A 22326-nucleotide genomic window follows, 5' to 3' on the forward strand; every position below is an offset into this window, starting at 1 on the left:
AAATATTGATTTAATTAAAGCAGATTTGCAGCGAAAGCTTTCAAGTCAAGGCAGAGGATTCACTAACGGTAATTCAAAGATAAAAGCTGAACCACGTCCGGGTTCACTTTCAACCCAAAGCCGCCCGTGATGAAGCTGAATAATTTCATAGCTCAGATAAAGACCAATCCCAAAGCCAGAAACGTACTTCTTCCCGGGCTCTTCAACCCTGTAGTACCTGGAAAAAATGTGTTCTGCATCTTTTTTGCTGATACCTGGACCTTCATCCTGTACGCTTACCCTGAGAATTTCTCCATCAGTGAAATAAGTTACCTGGATAGCTTTTCCTTTATCCGAAAACTTGACAGCGTTGCTTAATAAATTGGAAACCACGTGCGATATCTTTTCAGAATCCATATCAGCCTGTACCTTTTCATCGTTCAGCAACTGAATATCAAAATCCGGATGGATCAGCCGCATTTCATCAATGACCTCAAGAATTAGCGGCCTGATCTCAGCCACCGAGTGGTTAAGGTACAGTTTACCCGATTCCAGCCGGGAAAGATTCAGAAAACCGGAGATCATATTGCCCATCTTCAATATTTGTTTTTCAGCTTGTTTTAAGGCCATCACTTCCAAACGGTCACCAGTGTCTTTCTTCTTTTTGCTTAATAACTGGATGTAGGCCTGCAGGGTGGTTAACGGTGTCTTCAGTTCATGGCTGGCCATCCCGATAAAATCGTTACGAAGCTGCTCTTCCTGTTTCTTATCAGATATGTCTAAAACCGAGCCGATAAACCGCACAGGCTTGTCATTTTCACCGAAATACACTTTTCCTTTTGCCCGTACCCACCGTACCTTGTTATCCTCAGCGCCAACCGTCCGGTACTCAACATCATAAATACCGTCACTTTGCGAACGATCAAAAAGCTTGGTAATAATGCCGAAGATACGTTCGCGATCTTCCGGGTGAAGGCCGGTCAGAAAATCATTTTCATAGCTGACTTCCTCGCCATGACTGATACCAAACAGTTCCCGGCAGCGCGGATCCCATTCCATTGTGCCATTCAGCAGATCCATATCAAACGTTCCCAGCTGCGCTGCTTGTTTAGATAAGTTCGCCTGCTCAAAGATGCGCTCCAGTTCTTTTCTGGCTTTAACCTGGTCGGTGATATCATTCGCTACTACTATGATACTCTCAACCTCATATTTGCTGGTTTTGATCGGATAGCTGATAATATTAAAGTAACAGGTTTGCCATGAGCCGTCTGTGAAGAGCTTCAGTTCAGTTTCTTTGCCGCCGTAGGGCGTCCCGGTATCAAATACATTCAGGATATCCGCATAAGTCCGCTGTTTAAGCCGGGGTAGTGCAACTGAAAGCGGTTTCCCGATGATATCGTCATCTTTTCCAAGTATTTTAAGCATCTCTTTGTTTACGGAGTCAAACACACGGTCTTTACCGGTAAGCAATGCAATAGCAACAGGCGACTGATCGACCAGTGTGCGCAGCTTTTTTTCGCTCAGGGTGAGCTCCCGTGTACGCGCGGCGACCCGTTCTTCGAGCAAGGCATTCAGTTCTTCCAACTTTTTGTTGCCATCTTCAATATGCCGCTCCCGAAATACCTGGTCTGTGATATCGTGGGTGGTGGTTAATAAAAAGCTGGGGTGGTCCTTGCTCTCGCCAATCGGCATGATCTCCAGTTGCCACCACTTTTCCACCATTCCGATATTGTCAGGTGAAGACATATCATACCGGAAAGGCGGCATTAATACGGTTTTATAGGTGAGCTGTGCCTGCGTCAACGCGTCGCTAAGCAGGAGCCCGCCATCGCCACCGGCCTGATCGGGATCAAAAATTTCCCAAACCGATTTTCCATCGATTTCTTTGCCGATGAGATTGGTAGCAAACTTGTGCGCATCATTGCTGATAACGATCGTAAATAAAGGCGCATCTGCCCTCACAATGATCCGTGGTACAGGTGCATTGAAAAGGGCCTGAAACAAAGGATCATGAAATAATTCCTGCATCGTATTTTTGCCGATTTTTTGCTAATATCTTAATAATTTACCCCACCCGGAAAGGAATTAGAAATTACGGTGGCCGTTATGGTTAACAGTCGCACCAGAGCGAAATAGTGCTATACATAACCCACAACTGCCTGGAATATTCTTTTAAAAATTAAAATCACTGTCCAACTGTCTGAGCATTTTTTTCAAAGCTGCGCGCACAGTGGTAGCCGTGTGCTGCGTCACCTGCTTGTATTTTGTGGTAAGGCTTTCCACGGAGATGGCCCGCCCGGCAGTACCAGGCGTCCGCAACGCACCCGCAACGAAAGACAGCAACTGGACCTTGGTAGCTGCTCCCACCAGGCCGGTATCTACCATCAGCCTCACCAGATAAGCAAGACAGCCGACACTCATGTCGGTGTCAATCCGGAAAGCATCATCAAATTCGGCTTTGCTGCGCCCAGACTGCGACAAGTACTGTGCTGCAAGCTGAAATTTATGCCGGTTCCTGATCCTGTGAAATTCAAGCTTAAGCACATCATTCATTGCCTGACAAGCACCTGGCTGGTCTGTATGAAAGGCTGGAGCCGCAGGGCGAAGAGGTACCTTTCCGAATCTGTGCTTATATTCATACAACAGTTCAAGCTGATCTTCAACTTTAATCAGCATGTCAAGTTCCGCACTGATCAATTCCTTATAGTATTTTAAAAAAGACTCCGCATTAAAGTTCAATTGATATAAATGCGCGATGAGCTGTGCATTGATGTCCCCGGTATGAATTGTCCGAGAAAATTTAAGTATCGAAGCAGACAAGCACATCAGATAATCCAGTCTTTCCCTGCACTCCCGTTCAGCCTCAAGAAACGCTCTTAAGCTATGAAGTATCAGGTGCTTTAACCGCACATCAACCCCCGGAGCTGACAGGGTTTCGCGGAGGCTATCCATATGTCTTTGAAGATGCGCTTTCCCATCTTTCAGCTGCTTCAGCGGCATCACCCCAACTTCCATTCTAAATATCCCGGAAAGATACACGCAAAGGTCATATATCCCATCGAGACAACCGGAAAGCTGTTCTATGAGCGGCACAAGCCTGGCTTCAGCAGCAAAACCCGTCAGCAGATCCATTAAAGCCACACATTCTTTTGTAGTTGTCTCCAGCTGCATTTTACACCATTGCTTTTTTCGGGAGCCTATCGTCAACAAATTGAGCCTGTCCAGCACCTGGCTGGTCAGGCTGGGCAGCGCCTGTTGCCATAAAGCAACCTCATCTTCAGTAAGTAATTCCTGTCCGGGGCCCAGGCGCTCTGCAAGGGCGTGCAGACCGGAAAATTGCGAGGCTTCATTAATGAATGCGCTCACCGTAGTAGATATTTTCATCATAGTTTTTATCATGGTTGAAATGGATTGAGCACGCCTAAATATTGGCTGTGGGAAATTTTACTTCGGTCCAGAGAAACCACTCCGACATAAACATGCATGGGCTGGCCTTTCATGGAAACCTGAGGTGAAAAACGGCAACCTTGGGCGACTCGGACCGCGCCGCCTACAAAACCATCCACCAGATGCTGACCTTCATTATAAAGTGCCAGTATGAGCTGGTCATTAAAAGCAGCACCTCCTACTTCGTTCCGCTGCCAGGTAAGTTGAAGGCTGTCCGGGCCGTCCCATACAATTACCGGGTTACCCAGCGGTGCCAGATCGCCCTTGCTGATCACTAATTTGGAACAATCAACCTCAATATCCGGCCATTTGCCCGAGAAGACCGTTTTGTAATTAGCCTTCAACGCATTCCCGACCGGTGTTTTATAAGTACCCGCATATAGCATTCCCACGCTGAAATAAGGATGAAATGGGATGAGCCAGTCGTTTACATATTTGAACTTTGCCTGATTGTTGAGTTGCGCAACCGTTCTTTCGGAATTGATTTCTTTCCTGCGTTTCATGCGAAGGTAGGCTACGCCCATCCATTCCGCTCCTATTACCGGTCCGAGTGTACCCGAGATGGGTCCGAGGATGCCTTTTTTGATCTTTGCCATAGCTGAGGTATTAGAAATTTAAGCGTTGCCGCAGTGTAAACTGAAGGTAGCCGGGACCTACCAGATACCTGTGAGATACTAATAAGGTACTAACCAGGTACCTTACAGTCATAAGCCGTTGTCTTTGCATAAGTAAGCTTGTTTTGTAAACCATGGGGCTAAAGTCAAGATGGGCGGTTAAGCAGCCCGCAGATTTAGCGCATATGGAACAACGCTGCGCTTCCTGCGCCTTTTGCGCAGGCATACAATTATCCACAAATGCACATTTTTAAACATCCCTTGCAAAAACCGTTACCTCATCGTTAAATTGGTGTTAACAAATTATAAACCCGACTGTGAAGCCAGGTTTCCATAAAGTCATAAAGGCCTTATGCTGCGTCCATCCCTTACTCCCGCAGTCCAAAAACGACGGACATGCAAAAATTAACGATCTTCCCTAAAGAAGCCATGGTTATCCTGGATATTTCCCTGAGAAAAGCCCAGAACCTGATGAACGATATCCGCTTCTGCCTCAACAAGCAAAAACACCATTATGTGACGATTAAGGAATTCGCTGAGTATACGGGCGTAAGTGAAGAGCTTATCCTCTTCTCGCTGGAACGCACTAAACGCCATTGATAACCCTTTTCTGCATCGCTATACTTGCGCTGTCGGCTTCCCTGAAGCTGAAAGTTCCAAAGCCCAGCCGCATAAAACGTGTCTGAACGGATGGCTGCCCGGGATTGCTGAAGGGAATCTGCTGCCCGGAACTGACAATATCTTCCAGCGCAGATGCCAGCAAACGGTGGTCTTTAAACTCCAGCCATAAGGCAAAGCCGGCGTTCACCGGGGCTATCTTTATATTGTCGCCAAACCTGGAATCCAGCAGATAAACCAGCTGGTAAAGGTTATCCTCCAGAGATTTCCGGGCGGTGCGCACCGCATTTCGCAGATCTCCGTTCTGCATCATGTCCATGACTGCAAGTTCCTCAATCAAGTCCCTGAATTCATGCTGGAAAGGCTTCAGCTGGTTTAACCGCTCAATCAACGGGCTGACAGCACAAACAATACGTGTATTGCGCATGTAGACCGAAAGCTGGCTGAGCGGGGCAAGGTAAACGACGTGACCATGATGCATCAACTTTGCCAGATGGGCAGGCTTTCGATTTCCCCACCAGAACTCATGATACTTGTCTTCTTCTATAATGTAAAAGCCGAACCGGATGGCCAGCTCCAGGATTTGCGCGCAAAGCCCTGCGTCCAGGGCAGCTCCGTCCGGGTAATTGCACTGCGGCCGCAGGTAGATGGCCCGTAGTGAAGTGGTAGTAGCCAGGGCCTCGAGCCGGGCAAGGAAATCGGGTGAACTGGTCTCCAGATAAAATGGGCAGATGCCTCTGCGGCGCAGTACTTCCGCCAGCAAAGGATCGTGGCGACAAGTATTTACGAAAGTGGCGCCTGGAAATAATAAACTGCTGAGTACGTCGTCCAGGCATTTATCCCGCCCATAAACGATGGTGAGCGTCCCCGGGTTGAGCTGCATCTGATAGTTCTGGTTAAAATAAACCCTGGCCATCTCCGCATAAGCATCGCTGTGTAAATCCCGCAAGTGGTCCAGTTGCGAATAGCGCGAATACCGGTCACGGTGTTTTCTCCTGTACCTGTTCAGCACCGCATCCGGATAGTAGACCGGGTTTAAGGTATCTAACCCCACCGAAAGGAAATCCTGCTCCAAAAGAGGGCTTACGGGTTTTAAAGCCGCGTTATCCGGCAATTGCAGCGGCACCTCATCTGAAAATCCGCTTTGCGGGAAGCTGCCTCCGGGTACGTTCAGATTTGCTGAAACATAGGTACCCGATCCGGAAACCGCATATAAAAGACCTTTGGAGAACAACCGGTCATAAACGTTGCGAACGGTGTTGGCATTGATATTGTTGAGCCGTGCCAGTTCCTTTTGCGATGGCAGGCTGGTTCCGGCACAAAGCTCGCCGGAAAGTATGAGCTTTTCAATATGCGCTGCCAGCTGATGTCCAGGCCTCGCACCTCGCTCAAAAGAAAATTTCCACTGGAGCACATCCGTTTTATTTCTCATAAAAGCGCTTAGATAATTCTTGAATAAATAAGTTAGTGCAGCGAAGTTAATTAAACCATATTAATCCCACAGACAACAAAAATCACCCTAAAGAAAATTTCCGAAAGCACGCCAAAAACTAATACAGGAATTTGTGGAAATTGCTATTGCATCTGCCGGTCTGGAAGGACGCAGCCGGGCTGGCGGGTGTTATTATCAATAGGCGCTTTCATCACCAGCAAACACCTGCCAGACAGTAAGGAAGATGATTTTCAGGTCCAGGAACATAGACCAGTTTTCCATGTACCAGATGTCTGCCTTCACCCTTGCTTCCATGGCTTCATCTTCCTGGGTTTCACCACGCAACCCGTTTACCTGGGCCCAGCCGGTGATTCCAGGTTTCAGGAAATGACGCACCATAAATTCATCAATGAGGTCAGAGTATAATTTGGTATGCCTGAGCATATGAGGCCTGGGGCCTACCACAGACATATTTCCGGCCAGCACATTAAAGAACTGGGGCAGTTCATCCAGACTGGTCTTGCGGAGAAATGCACCCACCCTGGTAATCCGCCGATCGTCTTTGGTCGCCTGACGATGCCCTGCGTCGGCATTTACCTTCATGCTGCGGAACTTCAGACAATAAAATGGCTGGTTATTTTTACCAGACCTTAGCTGTTTGAAAAATACAGGGCCTTTGGACTCAAGCCTGATTAATACCGCAATGATCGGCATCAGCCAGCTCATGATGCAGACAATAATGAACAAAGAAAAAACGATATCAAATATTCTTTTAATAACCTGATTGCCATAATTTTCCAGTGGTTCCGCCCTTGGACTGATTACCGGAAAGTGCCCAAGCATCCGTACATTTACATTTTTCCGGAAATAGTCCTTTACATCGGGTACGATCTTGAACCGTATGACTTCTTTGTCCGCCTGCCGCATCAGCTGCTCAATTTTATGATAGGCCCTATCGGGCAAGGCACAATAGATCTCCTTAATCTTGTGCTGGCGGACATACCGGATACAATCCTGAACCTTCCCTAAAATATAGACTTCATCGTCGCCGATATCTTCCTTATCATCAAAAAAGCCGACCACACGAAATCCCATACTGGACTTGCTTTCCATGATCTTTTTAAGTTCCCTTCCGACTGGACCTGCCCCCACGATAACAACCCTTGTGTAGTCTACCAGTCTCGCCCGGTGTGAGCGCCTCACTAATAAGAAAACAATCTTTCCAACAAGCAATAAAGGGGTGAAAAGTATAAAGGTATAAAGTATGAGCCTATTGTAAATGGTAAACTCAGGAACATAGAAAACCAGTCCGCCAATAAAAAGTGCGAAGAACAAAAGCGAAGATAGCGTTTGCTTGATGGTCGGGATGGCGTCCTTCAAAAAGATGTCCTTATACAGGCATGCCACCTGGCTGATGTTAAACCAGAGGAAATTGACAAAAAGGACCTGGACCACGCTAACCTGCCGGACTTCCGATGCCGTCAGAAACAAGCTGGCCAGATAACCGCAAAGATTAAGCAGAGCCAGATCGGCCAAAATGCCAATCAGCCTGTAGTATGAACCATACTTTTCACTCGTAGAACTCGACAATCCCGTTTATATTTGGTTGATCAAAGATATCATATCTTTAAACAAAAAACCAACTGCGAAAAATCGCAGTTGGCTCATACATAACAGGAAGTCAATTAACAGGTCTTACATACCTATTGATTGCACTTTAAAGCCGATTGCCTTCAGTTTCTCCACATCCAGGATGTTCCGGCCATCGAATATTTTTGCAGGCTTCAGCATGCTGTCATAAATACGCTGCCAGTCATAATCCCTGAACTCATCCCATTCCGTCAGGACTGCAATGGCATGGGCATCCTTACAAGCCTCATAAGGATCGCTGAATACGGCAACATTTTCTTTATTCTCTTCAGCTGAACGGGTATGCAGATAGTTTAAATCACCATAGATCTGACCCTCTTCTACTTTAGGGTCATATACCCTGATTTGGGCCTGCTCATTTAACAGCTCATCAGCCACATAGATCGCTGCCGATTCACGGGTGTCATTCGTATCTTTCTTGAACGCCCATCCCAGGAAGGCTATTTTCTTACCAGAAACTGTGTTATACAGGCTCTTCACAATATTCAGCGCAAAACGCTTTTTCTGGTGATCGTTCATGATGATCACTTGCTCCCAATAGTCCGCTACTTCCTTTAATCCAAATGAACGGCTGATATACACCAGGTTCAGAATGTCTTTCTGGAAGCAGGAGCCGCCAAAACCAACAGAAGCTTTTAGGAATTTAGGGCCAATACGGCTATCGGTACCAATTGCTCTGGCCACTTCATTGACATTAGCTTCAGTTTTCTCACATAGCTCAGAAATCGCATTGATCGAAGATATCCTTTGCGCCAGGAAAGCGTTAGCGACCAGTTTGGAAAGCTCCGATGACCAAACGTTGGTCGTCAATATCCTTTCGCGCGGAATCCAGTTGGCATAAACATCTACCAAGGCCTGAATTGCTTCCTTTCCCTCTTCTGTTTCATCGCCACCGATCAGTACGCGATCCGGCTCAAACAGATCTTCTACGGCTGTACCCTCTGCCAGGAATTCCGGATTTGACAAAACCTGGAATTTTACTCCGTTGCCTGTGTTCTGCAGGATATCACGTACAGCTTCGGCTGTACGCACAGGTAACGTAGATTTTTCAACGATAATTTTATTTGATGTTGAGACCCGGGCGATTTGACGCGCACAAAGCTCTATCCATTTCAGATCTGCACCTTGGCCCTTACCAGCGCCATAGGTTTTAGTGGGCGTATTTACCGAAATAAACACCATGTCCGCTTCGGCGATCGCGTCGTCTACGTTCGTAGAGAAGAACAAGTTACGTCCTCTGGCTTCAGCTACGACATCACTTAGGCCAGGCTCATATACAGGGATGTTATTGACATCCGTATCGTTCCAGGCGGCAATTCGCGCCTCATTTAAATCGACCACTGTGACCTTGATGTGTGAACATTTTTTTGCAATCACAGCCATAGTAGGCCCACCGACATAACCGGCACCGATGCAGCAGATGCTTGAAATTCTTGTCATGTTTATATTCTGTCGTTAAGAAAATTCTGTTCCGTAAAGTTCTGTAACTTGATTTGGAACTTCTTTAAGTTGCTGTTCTTTATTTTTTGGATAAAAAATTCCTCTTTAATTGACCACAATATAACTATTTAATTGTTTAGCCAATAAGACTTCAAAATACAAATATTCAGATGAGAAAGAAATGCTCGTTAATCAGCTGAATTGCCATCAATAGGCATTTTCTTCGCCCCTAACCGCATTGATAATCGTCATAAAGATGATCCTTACATCGAGCATGCTCGTCCAGTTCTCCAAATAATAGATATCGTATTTCACCCTGTTTTCCATCGCCTCCTTCTCTTTTGTCTCACCACGATAGCCATTCACCTGAGCCCAGCCAGTGATACCAGGTTTCAGAAAGTGACGAACCATAAACTGACTGATGATCTCTTTATACTGTTCTGTATGCTTAAGCATATGTGGCCTTGGACCAACCACACTCATGTTGCCAATAAAAACATTGAAAAACTGAGGCATTTCGTCGAGGCTTGTCTTCCGCAAAAAGGCACCAATTTTAGTAATCCTTGCATCATTCTTCGTTGCCTGCTTGTCGTCACTATCCTTATTGACTGTCATGCTGCGAAACTTGTAGCACCAGAATGGCTCATCGTTACGCCCACTTCTCAACTGCTTGAACAATACCGGGCCGGGGCTTTGCAATTTGATCAGGAGGCCAATGATCGGATATAACCAGCTTAAAATAAAAACGATTACCAATGAACTAAACAGCACATCAAATACACGCTTCTTAAACCGGTTGCCCATTTCTTCCAAAGGCTCATGGCGCAATGTAATGATCGGAAACTCCCCCCCTAAGTAGCTCATTGTATACGGTGAAGCAAGCGTCCCCCCCAAATCAGGAATAAATTTTAACCGTACACACTGCCGGTCAGCTTCCGCAACTAATGCCTTTACTTCGCCCATCCTCTGCGGAGCAACCGCCACATATACATCCTTTACACCGCTTTCAGCAGCTTCCATAAGCCTTTTCGAAACCACTTCGGAGACGAAGCCTTCCTCATCGGAATAAATACTTTCATCATCTCCGACGAAACCATAGAAATCAAGACTTGCCTGCTTCTGCAGGTATACCGATATCCGGATGGCCGTATCGTTGGAACCCATTACCGCAACCTTTTTTGTTGCTTTGAACTTGTTAATGACGATATACTGAATAGAAGTGCCTACAAAGCGGTTGATAATAAACGCCACTGACAAAGAAAAATAAAATACAAGGAGAAAGGTCCTGGAAAACTGATCGTCACGGGCAAACATTAAATAAATAGCAAATAATACAAAATGAAGAATTACACTTCTCCAGGTACCCCTGTAAATGCGTTCCAGACGCCGGGCTCCATACGCAGTATACAAGCCAAAGACTGCTGTACTTAACATCCAGATCAAGTTGCAAACAATAATGTAATTCCTATCAATTTCGATTTCCCCCGATGCGGTTCTGCCTAATTCAGCCGTCACATAATAAGCCATGAAATAAACCAAGTTCAGCATGATTATATCTGTGACCGGAAGGATATAACGTAATAAATAGATGTAGCGAGTTTGAATGGCCATGAGATACTGCTTAGGACAAAAATAAAATGAATTCCCTGTTCATTTCATTCATTTTACACGTGCAATTTACTCAAAAATCAATCCATTCAAAAGACAAATGCTGTACTTTAAGAAAAAAGTGTATAAATAACACGAAGGTTCGGCAATTTCCTGATTTCTGACAGAGTTTTTAATGACCATATTATCAAATATTAAATTAAAAGTCTCTGATTCTCATAGAGAAGCATCTATTAAAAATACTTTCTATAGACAATCGGCGATATGATTAAAATATAATACAACACTGTATTACATTTAGAACAAATCAATCAAAAAACACGGAATTCAGCAGGTAACTTGTACACTTTTGTAAACAACAACCCTCAGTTGTAACTAAAAATATTTTTCTGTTTTATTTGCAAGTAACACCTTTTTAACATTAAATTAGGATTAACGAGAACAACTAACCAAATAATCTGAGCAAATGGAAATCCTATTTTTAACACTTATCATATTATACATCGTTTTTTGGGTATGGGCCTATTTCGATGCCAAACGTGCTATTGTACTTGAGGACGAAATCAAATAACATCTGAAGTAGTACTCACCGGACTCAATTATAATTTATGCGCTGAACAGCCTCTTCCAGCAACTCGTTGGAAAATACAATTGCCCCTGAACTGTTCAAATGATAATTATCCTTAAATAAACTCCGACTCGAATATTTATTATTATTACAAAAGCTAATAAAGCTCGTATGCAAATATTTGTTTGCAAGCGATTTGCAAATGCTATCTGTTACATTATTTAAGACCTTACCATACACAGGAGAAGTTACAAGAAGGCTCGGAATGTCCTTGTTTTCAAGCATTGTTAAAACTTCTTCAAGTAATTCGATCTTTATACTTTTTATATCTGCAGAGCGCTCTGTAATCAAAGCAGGTCCTCCTTTGTAGCTACCCTGTAGTGGAAGATAACCACTTATAACTGACAATTCTCTTTTTTGATCCAAACCAAGTAGGAGCGCTCCAAACTGAGAATTATAGGGGTAAATACCAGACATCAACTTGAGACGTTCAGACTTGCCGTTGTAGGAAATGAACCTTTGAAAAACCGGATTAGTATGGTATGGCAATAAAATATTCAGCTTACCAACTTCACTTGTTGTAAACTCAGTTGGGTTTATATCAATGATCACCAGTTTGGGTTTATACCTATTTACTACTGCTGTAATCATAGCACAGCTATAAACCAGGCCCTGAGCATCTTGCCCGCAATTATAAAAGCTGGCATCAAGCCTCTTTCCGAGAATATCCGGATTGTAGTGATGGCTGGCCCGGGAAGAACCAAATACCAGAACTTCCTCCTTACAACTTTTGATGATGTAATTGGCCCGATAAAACATTCCGCTACGCTGCCGACTAAGCAGATAATCAAAAGAATGGCCCAGAAGCGTATCCAGTAAAAACAGAATGGCTAGCATTGAACCAAACACTTTTGTAAACTTCCAAATCTGATTATTATTGCCTGGCCCTTTCATTTATCTAAAATTGGAAATAAATGAACTGACTGTTGTCAAGCACCCCGAACAGCATGATGATTAAAACAATACCTATATAAGAAAGCCGTCTTATCGTCACCTGATGCACACTAAAAAATCCACCGAACCACTTCAGCTTAAATTCCTGAACAAACTCTGAAGCCAATAGCAGACCCAAAAACAGGATACCATACAAAAGCGTCTTGTTGTCTCCCAAAAACGGTGCACCATGTTGGGTGAATATCTTATTCAAAATGGACACTCCTGCAGAAGCAGATTCAGCGCGAAAAAACACCCAGGATATGTTTATCAACAAAAAAGTCAATACGATACCATATACCTTCCGCCCTGGTTTTCCAAGCACCCGTTCGATGACAAGATACAAACCATTTAGCGCCCCCCAAATTACAAATGTCCAATTGGCTCCATGCCAGAGACCGCTTAAGCAAAAAGTGATCAGGATATTTAATGAAACCCTGTAGCCACTTGTTCTATTACCCCCGAGCGGTATATATACATAATCCCTGAACCAGGTAGAAAGCGAAATATGCCAGCGCTTCCAGAATTCAGATACAGACCGGGCAAAATATGGCCTGTTGAAATTTGTCATCAACTTGAATCCCATCACCCTTGCTGCACCGATCGCGATGTCTGAGTAACCGGAGAAGTCACAATAGATCTGAAAAGCAAAGAGAATCGTCGCTACAGCCAGCGAGATACCGTTGTGCTGGTCATGATTGGTGTAGACACTATCCACATATAAGGCCAGCCTATCGGCAACGACCAGTTTCTTGAAAAAGCCAAAAACCATCAATTTCAGCCCTTGAGTTACATTGGCGTACTCAAACCGATGTCGCTCGCGAAATTGATGGAGAATATTTTGCGGCCTTTCTATTGGGCCTGCAACAAGCTGGGGATAAAACATTACATATAGTGCATAAATCCCAAAATGTCTTTCAGCGGTCTGATTTCCGCGGTAGACTTCAATCACATAACTGAGACTTTGGAAGGTATGAAAAGACAAACCAATTGGTAAGATCAGCGACATTGCCTTTGGGGTATATTCCAAGCCAAAAGAATGCGCAACCGAGATAAGACTATCGTTGATGAAATTGTAATATTTAAATACTGCTAGAATGGCAACAGTTGACAAGATGCTGAACAATAACCACGCTTTCTTTATCCCGCCTTTAGCTCGCTCCATAAATATCCCCGCAGCGTAGTCTATTATGATTGTAGCTGCCAGAACAAATAAATATGCCGGCACAAAAAAACAATAGAATACACAACTAAATATTAGCAAATGAATCCACCTCAATCTAAACGGAAGCAAAAAATAAATTATAGTGACAACAGGGAAAAATACAAGAAATTCAAATGAGTTGAACAGCATTAAAGATATTTCTACAATCAGCTAAACTCGGAAAATTATAACTATCCAACAACTAAATTAAGTAGATGGACATAACATTGAATAAGTGATTGAAGATTAATCTCAAACGAGGAACAAAAACATAGTGTAAAATATACACCAATTAGACTTTTTGCTATATTTGCCAAAAAGGTTCTTTCAAAAACAGTCGGTTAAACATAATTTCATGAATAAACTAAACACTGTTATCGCCATCGACGGCTTCTCATCGTGCGGCAAAAGCACTCTCGCCAAACAATTGGCTAAGGCTTTGCGGTTTGCATACATTGATAGCGGCGCGATGTACCGTGCAGTAACCTATCACCTGATTGCCAATGAGATAGATCTGACTGATCTTGAAGCTGTTGACGAAAACATTAAACTGATAAACATTGAATTCAAGTACATAAATAATGAAAACTGCATTTTTCTGAATGGCTTAGACGTTTCGGACGAAATTCGAAAAATGTATGTTTCCGAAAAGGTAAGCAAAGTGAGCCCGATACGGAGCGTTAGGAAGGCTATGGTAAGAGTTCAGCAATCTTTGGGTGAGACCTGTGACATCGTGATGGATGGAAGAGATATTGGCACCCAGGTTTTCCCATATGCGACAGTTAAACTATTCATGACTGCAGATCCTAAAATCAGGGCGGAGCGCAGACATGCAGAATTACTTTCCAAAAACGAGCTTGTAACCTTGGAGGAAATAATGACTAATCTTGCCCAACGGGATTACGATGATACAACACGTGAGGAAAGTCCGCTGATTTGTGCCACTGATGCGATTGTCATAGATAACACGCATCTTTCCATGGCGCAACAGTTCGATCTGGCGATGGAAATAATTGAAACAAATCGAAAAAAAGCACCAGATAAGCGGCCAACATCATAGCAAATGGATATATTTGCTCAAATCCTGATTGATCGGACGTCTGATTTATTAATAATTATTTGAAAACACCTACAAATATCGTTACATACCTTTATTATTTTCACAATTTAATCCAATAATTATATAACTCAATGAAAAAAGCTCTAATCACTGGTATTACAGGCCAAGACGGCTCCTATCTGGCCGATCTTCTATTAAAAAAAGGTTATGAAGTGCATGGCATTAAGCGTCGCAGCTCATTGTTCAACACAGATCGTATCGATCATCTCTATCAGGATCCACATGAAAATAATGTTCGATTTGTACTGCATTACGGTGATTTGAGCGATTCCACAAACCTAATCCGCATTATCCAACAAGTTCAACCTGATGAAATTTATAATTTGGGCGCAATGAGCCACGTTCATGTGAGTTTTGAAACACCTGAATATACTGCAAATGCAGACGGTATTGGTACATTAAGAATATTGGAAGCAATTCGTATTCTGGGACTTGTCGAAAAAACCAAAGTATACCAGGCCTCAACTTCAGAGCTTTATGGATTGGTTCAAGCAGTGCCGCAGTCTGAAACCACTCCCTTTTATCCCAGGTCACCGTATGCAGTAGCTAAGATGTATGCCTACTGGATCACAGTAAACTATCGCGAAGCCTACGGAATTTACGCCTGCAACGGTATTCTTTTCAACCATGAAAGTCCACTGCGCGGAGAGACTTTTGTAACACGTAAGATCACAAGAGGCACTGCAAAAATCGTTTTAGGCCTTCAGGACAAGTTATACATGGGTAACCTTGACGCAAAGCGGGATTGGGGCCATGCTAAAGACTATGTGGAAGCGATGTGGCTGATCCTGCAACAAGAAAAACCGGAGGACTTCGTTATTGCAACTGGCGTAACGACAACCGTTCGTGATTTTATCAAAATGGCATTTGGTGAAGTTGGCGTTGAACTGGAATTCAAAGGGGAGGGTGTTGATGAAAAAGGTTATGTAAAAGCCTGCAACAATCCGGAATTCCAAGTTGAAATTGGCAAAGAAGTGGTAGCTGTTGATCCACGTTATTTCCGGCCAACTGAAGTTGACCTGCTGATCGGCGATCCAAGCAAGTGTAAAGAAAAATTAAACTGGACACCTAAATATGACTTAGCAGGACTGGTTAATGATATGATGAGCTCTGATGTAAAGCACTTCCAGAAAGAAAAGATGCTGAAAGATGCAGGCTACGCTGTTAAAAACCAATACGAATAAGCTCATGCTTCCGAAAAAGAGAATTATTTCAATTGACATATCTAATGGCACATACGAGCAATTCGTAAGTGCCATTATGACATATGCCAAAAATAAACAATCCTCTTACGTTTGCGTAGCCAATGTACATATGTGCATAGAAGCTACAGAGTCGGCAGAATTCCGGCAAATCGTTAACAATGCTGATTTGGTTACCCCCGACGGCATGCCTTTAGCGCAAAGTTTTAAATGGCTCTATAGGACACACCAGGAGCGGGTAGATGGAATGAGTCTATTGCCCAGGCTACTGGCAGAAGCCGAATCACAAAAACTGACTGTTTACTTCTACGGAGGTACACAAGCTACTCTGAATGCAACTTCCGAATACCTTAAAATGCGCTATCCGAATTTGAAGGTCGCCGGCATGTATTCTCCTCCCTTTAGACCCCTGATGGCAGAAGAAAAGGAAGCTATCACCGAAATGATCGCTGCTTCAGGATCCCACCTCGTTTTTGTCGTTTTGGGGTGTCCAAAGCAAGAAAGGTGGATGGCAGAAATGAAAGGCGCTATTCCTTCTGTTATGCTAGGAATCGGCGGTGCGCTTCCGGTACTTGTTGGGCAACAAAAGAGAGCTCCCGAGTGGATGCAAAAAAACAGCCTGGAATGGCTTTATCGATTGGCCCAGGAGCCCACGCGGCTATTTAAACGGTATCTTGTTACAAACAGTAAATTCATTTATTTGATCATCAAAGAAAAATTACGCAAACAATAAAATCATGGAGACATCCTCAAAAATATATGTTGCCGGCCATAAGGGTATGGTCGGCTCTGCAATTGTAAGAAAGTTACAAGCAGAAGGATTTGAAAATATAATTACCCGCACATCGAAAGAACTCGACCTAACCAACCAACAGGCGGTGAATGCTTTCTTTGCATCTGAAAAGCCTGATTTCGTTTTTCTTGCGGCAGCAAAGGTCGGTGGGATTATGGCCAACAACACATTTCGGGGTCAGTTCCTTTACGAAAACCTGATGATACAGAATAATGTGATCCATGCCGCTTACATTAACAATGTCACTAAACTGATGTTCCTGGGATCTTCATGCATTTATCCTAAACTGGCGCCACAACCACTAAAGGAAGACTATCTCCTGACCGGAGAATTGGAGCCCACAAATGAACCTTATGCTATTGCAAAGATAGCTGGTATAAAAATGTGTGATGCATATCGCTCACAATATGGCTGTAATTACATTTCAGTGATGCCTACCAACCTTTATGGACCAAACGACAATTATGATCTAAACAACTCACACGTATTACCCGCTTTGATCAGAAAAGTAATTACTGCAAAAAATAACAACGAGCCATCAGTTACCATATGGGGCACTGGTACTCCGAAACGTGAATTCCTATACGTTGATGATCTTGCAGATGCATGCTTTTACCTTATGCAAACCTATGATCAGCCGGGCCTCGTGAACATAGGTGTTGGAGAAGACGTTTCTATCCTCGAACTGGCACAATTGATTACCAGGGTGGTGGGCTATACTGGGGAGATCATTACCGACACTTCAAAACCTGACGGCACTCCGAGGAAGCTTATGGATGTTAGCAAGTTACATGCTCAGGGCTGGAAAGCAAAAGTCTCTCTGCAGGAAGGGATAACAAGAGTATTTCAAGATGTTAAAGACTTAAATTGGAACTGATCCAGATGACAAACCCGAACAATTACGTACTGATTATGGCTGGCGGAGTTGGCAGCCGATTCTGGCCTAAAAGCCGTAACAATTATCCAAAACAGTTTTTAGATATTTTAGGTATCGGCAAGTCTCTCCTTCAGTTAACTTACGATCGCTTCTTGAAGTTATGTCCTGCTGAGAATATCTTCATAGTAACAAATGCACAATATGAAAAAATAATCCTGCAGCAACTGGATGGTATATCCGCATCCCAGCTGATCTGTGAACCCAGTAGAAATAACACAGCGCCTTGTATTGCGTACGCTTCATTCAAGCTCCACGGATTGAATCCTGAAGCGAACGTGGTCGTAGCTCCCTCTGATCACTTCATTTTATACCAGGATACCTTTATAGAAAAGGTTGAGCAGGCTTTGAAATTCACAGATAAAAATGAAGCATTAGTTACTTTAGGCATTACCCCCACACGACCTGATACTGGATATGGATATATTAAATATGAAAATGAAGCGCAGAATGGTGTTCACAAAGTTATCCAATTTAAGGAGAAACCTACCTTAGCCAAGGCAAAGGAATTCTTGGCAGAAGGCAATTATGTATGGAATGCGGGAATTTTCATTTGGAAAGTACGTTCTCTAATAAGTGCCTTGGAAAAACATTGTACCATAATTCATACCTTATTTGAAAAAGGAAGTTCGGTATATAACACTGACCAGGAGCGCGCTTTCATAGATAAATATTATCCGACTTCACCGAATATTTCTATCGACTATGCAATTATGGAACAAGCGGATAATGTGTACACCATACCTGCGGAATTCGGCTGGTCAGACCTGGGCACCTGGGCATCTTTATATGAGGCTGCTCCTAAAAACACCGATAATAATGTGGTCGCTTCCAAACAGATCAGCCTTAAAGACACTACAAATTCTATTATTCATATCAACAACGATAAACTTGCGGTAATAAGAGGATTAGACAATTTTATTGTGGTCGATGAGGGTAATGCCTTGTTGATCTATCCAAAAAGTCAGGAACAAGAGATTAAAGAGGTAGTGAAAGAAATGAGTGCGGCCTATGGAGACGGATTTATTTAAACATAACCTTTAGAAAGGCTTTTCTTACGATGTCCTATGAAAATTTATTTTAATTCAAAAAACGGGCTAAAAAAGCTGCTGATATTTGTAATATCAGCAGCTTTTTTATTTGTTGACGCAAGAGGTCAGCTAGCAAGTGGCTATAATGCAGAAATAGAAGTGCAAGCTATTGGTACTACAAATAGTACAGTTCCATTTTGGATGCGCTCTAACCAATTTGGTTCCATTCCGCTATCGGGAATATCGGGAACAGCCATCGGCCGGATTTCGAAAGACTATGAACTCGCTAACGGTGATAAAAATGAGGGGAACCCGAGATTAATGGATTGGGCATTCGCTATTGAAGGACGGGCAAATGGAGGGAACAACGCTAATTTGCAACTTATCGAAGCATATTTGAAAGCCAAACTGTCTATATTTCAAATAAAGGCTGGGCGTTCCAGGGATATAATGGGTTTGAACGGAGATACCACATTAAGTTCGGGAAATTTCGCGGTATCTGGCAATGCATTAGGTGTTCCTAAAATTGAATTATCCATTCCAGAATATTGGAAGTTGCCTATCCTTAACGAATTAATTTCAATAAAAGGCACCTTTTCACATGGATGGATCGGGCACAGACAAGTTGCCGACACCCTTGGTAGACTCGAGAACTCAGAAATCATAATCTCGATCAAAAAAAGGCCGTATACCTATTTCCACCAGAAATCGCTGTACGGTCGCATTGGCAGAGAGGACTGGAAGTTAAAACTTTACGGTGGTTTCAGCCATCAGGTATTTTGGGGTAGCGAAAAAGAGATTTATGGTCCGGATCGGTTTGGTCTCAATGGCTTTGAAACGTTTTGGTATGTCGTGTCCGGTAGCGCATACGGGGGAAAAAATTCGAGTATCGAACGGTCGAAGATTGGAAATCAGCTTGGATCAATAGATGTGGGGCTAGAATACGACTTTGGAACCATCACCGCAAAACTATACAGACAAAATTTTTATGATGTTGGCGCGTTGTCCAAACTAGCTAACATCGCTGACGGTTTAAATGGATTTACCCTTCGAAACAATAAGATTGAGACAAGTCCGAACGCAGGATTTCAATGGAAAAAGATTTTAGTAGAGTTCTTTTACAGTAAGAACCAAGCCGGTTACCCATGGTCCAAGCCAACAGCGTCCGGCGATGAGGATTACTACAACAATTACTATTACTTGCAAGGTTGGTCCTATATGGATCTGGCGTTGGGAAATCCTTTCATTACATTACAAGAAGATGCCAAAGCTGGCCAAGCGACTGCAAAGGAGACTCATTTTATTAATAACCGGGTGTCGGCAATTCATCTGGGATTTTCAAGTGCATATAAAGGATGGGTACTGACATCTAAGCTATCCTTTTCAAGGAACTATGGCACTTTTCGAACCAGCCGTTATGGCCATTCTACCGGACCAGATAGATTTCCAAACAGAGGAGAAATCTTCAGGCCAGTCAATCAGACATCCTTTTACCTCGACGGGTTAAAGAGGCTAAATAAAAATAATATTTATTGTGGATTTACCGTGGCGATTGATCGTGGCGATCTGCTCAACAATAGTTCTGCTTTATCCATACGACTAAATAAAAAGTTCTAGCGGAAAAACTTAAGGCAAACCGGTTGATGACTGACTTTGAAATCCATCTCACTATCTTTCAAAAGGCCGGTATGACAGTCAATGTCGAATAAGCGCAAATTACCGGAATACTGATTTGCCACCCACAAATACCGGCCCGTTGGGTCGATAACAAAATTTCTCGGCCCGGCTCCATGAGTATAGTACCGCTCGACAAAATGTAAGCTTCCAGTGTTAGTATCAAATGAAAACACAACTATTTCGTTAGCATCACCCCTATTTGAAGCGTATAGAAAGCGGCCATCGTTTGAAAAATGCAAATCAGCGGCACTGACATCGCCTTGAAAATCTTCATGAACCAAGCTAACACACTGGCAATAGCGTAAACTTCCACTATCCCACTTCAAAACGGTTAGCGTTCCATTGAGCTCTCCAAGAACAACCAGATAACGCTGATCCGGTGAAAATGCAAGATGCCTTGGCCCTGTACCTGAATTAAACTTATACACGTAGAAAGGGGGGGTGTTTAAAGGTCTTGTTTCCTGCGAGTTGTAGCAATAGACACTTAGTGTATCAGAACCCAAATCAGTTACTAACAGATACTGCTGTTTTGGGCAAAGTATAGCAGCATGCATGTGACTCCCAGTGCCTTCAGACCAGATAACCTGACTCATCCCGGTAAAAAGGCCGTCAACTGTAAGCCCAGCTACGCATAAAGATCCGCCACTATAGTTGGCTATGAATACATTTTTACTGTTAATGTCGGTACTGATATAACATGGGTCAGATCCACCACATTTTACAGTATCTAAAATTCTCAACTTGTTTGTCTCATTATCTATTTGTACTGCCGTTATAGAATCGTTAGGCGTGTGATTTTCATTAACAGCATATACTATCGATTCATCAGCATTGAAACAAAAATAAGATGCATTGCTAATCTCCAATAGATCAAGCACCTCTAAGGTTCTTGTGACGCTATTTGCCGTACATAATTGTAATCCGGATCGGTTGGCTTCGTCGGTGTAACTACCGATCAACATTCTTTGGTACATAAATCACATTAACAATCCTAAACCTTTAAACTTTTATTATCTATAGATGTAGAAGTTTGACAGTATTCGTACAAATATCACTTTTTAGGTCAAACGTACCAGAATACTTATTTTAACTCAATAACATCAATATCTTACGCCCTTCCGGCTAATATTTCCCAACTTTAAGACAAGCCTTGATATAACGTCTTGCAAATCTAAGATGAATAGATACTACATTGAACACAAGGTATATTATCCATTTCTTTTTGTAAACGATTTTAGCCCTTCTATATAATGTAGGAATATAATTTTCCGATCTTAAAGAATTGAGGCTGCGAAAAAATTCAGTAGCGCTAATTTTAGAATTGACCTGTCCAATACCTGATGCTGTCTGATCAGTATAAACAATCGCATTAAGGTTCAGAAAGATACGAAAACCCTGTTCTTTAGCCCGTCTTGAAAATTCCTGGTCACCGTGATACTGAGGTAATTTTTCCGCATTGTATAAGCCAACTTTCCTAAAGACCTTTATGGGAATTAAAACTCCCTTACCCGAAACCGAGTCTACTTCAAAAATCCGTTCCTTAAGATTTGTAACATCCTGTCCCCAAGGAAATAATAACCCATGATATAAGGAAAATGGCCACTTGTTGCGCTGAACAAATGCTGTTCCTTCAATTTTTACTGTATCATTAGCAAAATAATTCCCACAAGCAACGAGAGAATCTTGATGTGAGTCTGCAAATTCACTAATAATACTTAAACATGAATCTTCAAGCTCAGTATCATTATTTAACGTAAAAATAAAATCGTCGGGTTCACAAACTGAAAGCACATATTTAACACATTCATTAGTAGCTCCAGACCACCACAGATTTCCATTACCTTTGAGCACTATAACTTCAGGGAAGTCTGTTGCCAGAATGTTGGAAGTACCATCTGTAGAGCCGTCATCACAGATTACAATTTTATATTTTTTGTAAGATTGCCTCCTAATGCTTTGGATACACTTAATAGTAAAGGCAATTCTATTAAAAACAGGTATGCAAATATAAATCAT

General features: G+C 42.9%; 18 protein-coding genes. 7 read left to right on the forward strand and 11 right to left on the reverse strand.

Features of this window, described 5'->3' with window-relative positions; all coding sequences use genetic code 11:
* Positions 1-45 precede the first annotated feature (45 nt).
* The 3 genes from P2W84_RS15460 to P2W84_RS15470 all read right to left on the reverse strand — a co-directional run bounded on the left by P2W84_RS15460 (position 46) and on the right by P2W84_RS15470 (position 4022).
* Positions 46-2007, reverse strand: a complete 1962-nt coding sequence (locus P2W84_RS15460) for an ATP-binding protein (protein WP_276091059.1) — start codon at positions 2005-2007, stop codon at positions 46-48.
* A 144-nt stretch (positions 2008-2151) separates the two neighbouring features.
* A complete protein-coding gene (locus P2W84_RS15465) occupies positions 2152-3366 on the reverse strand; it encodes a hypothetical protein (RefSeq protein WP_276091060.1) in 1215 nt (404 codons plus the stop codon).
* Between the two features lie 8 nt (positions 3367-3374).
* On the reverse strand, positions 3375-4022 hold the full coding sequence (locus tag P2W84_RS15470) for a DUF6266 family protein (protein ID WP_276091061.1): 648 nt from the start codon (positions 4020-4022) through the stop codon (positions 3375-3377).
* A gap of 414 nt (positions 4023-4436) precedes the next feature.
* Between P2W84_RS15470 and P2W84_RS15475 the strand changes: the two genes are divergently transcribed.
* Positions 4437-4640, forward strand: a complete 204-nt coding sequence (locus P2W84_RS15475) for a hypothetical protein (protein WP_276091062.1) — start codon at positions 4437-4439, stop codon at positions 4638-4640.
* Here the strand turns inward: P2W84_RS15475 and P2W84_RS15480 are convergent.
* The 6 genes from P2W84_RS15480 to P2W84_RS15505 form a co-directional block, all read right to left on the reverse strand.
* Positions 4627-6090 (reverse strand): aminotransferase class I/II-fold pyridoxal phosphate-dependent enzyme, encoded by a 1464-nt coding sequence (locus P2W84_RS15480; protein ID WP_276091063.1) that lies wholly within the window; start codon positions 6088-6090, stop codon positions 4627-4629. The two genes, P2W84_RS15475 and P2W84_RS15480, sit on opposite strands and share 14 nt — an antisense overlap.
* A 195-nt stretch (positions 6091-6285) precedes the next feature.
* Positions 6286-7680, reverse strand: a complete 1395-nt coding sequence (locus P2W84_RS15485) for an undecaprenyl-phosphate glucose phosphotransferase (protein WP_276091064.1) — start codon at positions 7678-7680, stop codon at positions 6286-6288.
* A 105-nt stretch (positions 7681-7785) separates the two neighbouring features.
* On the reverse strand, positions 7786-9180 hold the full coding sequence (locus tag P2W84_RS15490; protein ID WP_276091066.1) for a UDP-glucose 6-dehydrogenase: 1395 nt from the start codon (positions 9178-9180) through the stop codon (positions 7786-7788).
* 207 nt (positions 9181-9387) lie between these two features.
* A complete protein-coding gene (locus P2W84_RS15495; RefSeq protein WP_276091067.1) occupies positions 9388-10791 on the reverse strand; it encodes an undecaprenyl-phosphate glucose phosphotransferase in 1404 nt (467 codons plus the stop codon).
* A gap of 592 nt (positions 10792-11383) precedes the next feature.
* Positions 11384-12310 (reverse strand): hypothetical protein, encoded by a 927-nt coding sequence (locus P2W84_RS15500; RefSeq protein WP_276091068.1) that lies wholly within the window; start codon positions 12308-12310, stop codon positions 11384-11386.
* A 4-nt stretch (positions 12311-12314) separates the two neighbouring features.
* The gene (locus tag P2W84_RS15505; protein WP_276091069.1) at positions 12315-13703 is read right to left on the reverse strand and encodes an MBOAT family O-acyltransferase; all 1389 of its coding nucleotides are present in this window, start codon (positions 13701-13703) and stop codon (positions 12315-12317) included.
* A gap of 205 nt (positions 13704-13908) precedes the next feature.
* Here P2W84_RS15505 and cmk point away from each other — a divergent pair, with 205 nt between their 5' ends.
* The 6 genes from cmk to P2W84_RS15535 all read left to right on the forward strand — a co-directional run bounded on the left by cmk (position 13909) and on the right by P2W84_RS15535 (position 20250).
* Positions 13909-14613: a (d)CMP kinase gene (gene cmk / locus P2W84_RS15510; protein WP_276091070.1), complete on the forward strand. Its 705-nt coding sequence runs from the start codon at positions 13909-13911 to the stop codon at positions 14611-14613.
* Between the two features lie 131 nt (positions 14614-14744).
* Positions 14745-15857 carry a GDP-mannose 4,6-dehydratase gene (gmd, locus tag P2W84_RS15515; protein WP_276091071.1) on the forward strand — a complete coding sequence of 371 codons (1113 nt, stop codon included), beginning with the start codon at positions 14745-14747 and terminating at the stop codon, positions 15855-15857.
* The gene (locus P2W84_RS15520; RefSeq protein ID WP_276091072.1) at positions 15823-16608 is read left to right on the forward strand and encodes a WecB/TagA/CpsF family glycosyltransferase; all 786 of its coding nucleotides are present in this window, start codon (positions 15823-15825) and stop codon (positions 16606-16608) included. The genes gmd and P2W84_RS15520 overlap by 35 nt, the downstream gene beginning before the upstream one ends.
* 4 nt (positions 16609-16612) lie before the next feature.
* Positions 16613-17545 (forward strand): GDP-L-fucose synthase, encoded by a 933-nt coding sequence (locus P2W84_RS15525; protein ID WP_276091073.1) that lies wholly within the window; start codon positions 16613-16615, stop codon positions 17543-17545.
* Positions 17546-17550: 5 nt separating this feature from the next.
* Positions 17551-18633 carry a mannose-1-phosphate guanylyltransferase gene (locus P2W84_RS15530; protein ID WP_276091074.1) on the forward strand — a complete coding sequence of 361 codons (1083 nt, stop codon included), beginning with the start codon at positions 17551-17553 and terminating at the stop codon, positions 18631-18633.
* A gap of 36 nt (positions 18634-18669) precedes the next feature.
* Entirely contained in the window at positions 18670-20250 is a 1581-nt protein-coding gene (locus P2W84_RS15535) for a capsule assembly Wzi family protein (RefSeq protein ID WP_276091075.1), read from the forward strand.
* Here P2W84_RS15535 and P2W84_RS15540 read toward each other — a convergent pair.
* Together P2W84_RS15540 and P2W84_RS15545 are read right to left on the reverse strand one after the other, a co-directional pair.
* Complete coding sequence (locus P2W84_RS15540) at positions 20247-21284, reverse strand: lactonase family protein (protein WP_276091076.1); 1038 nt, start codon at positions 21282-21284, stop codon at positions 20247-20249. The two genes, P2W84_RS15535 and P2W84_RS15540, sit on opposite strands and share 4 nt — an antisense overlap.
* 148 nt (positions 21285-21432) lie before the next feature.
* On the reverse strand, positions 21433-22326 hold the full coding sequence (locus P2W84_RS15545; protein ID WP_276091077.1) for a glycosyltransferase family 2 protein: 894 nt from the start codon (positions 22324-22326) through the stop codon (positions 21433-21435).

The sequence above is a fragment of the Pedobacter sp. JY14-1 genome, assembly GCF_029269825.1.
Classification (GTDB): Bacteria; Bacteroidota; Bacteroidia; order Sphingobacteriales; family Sphingobacteriaceae; genus Pedobacter.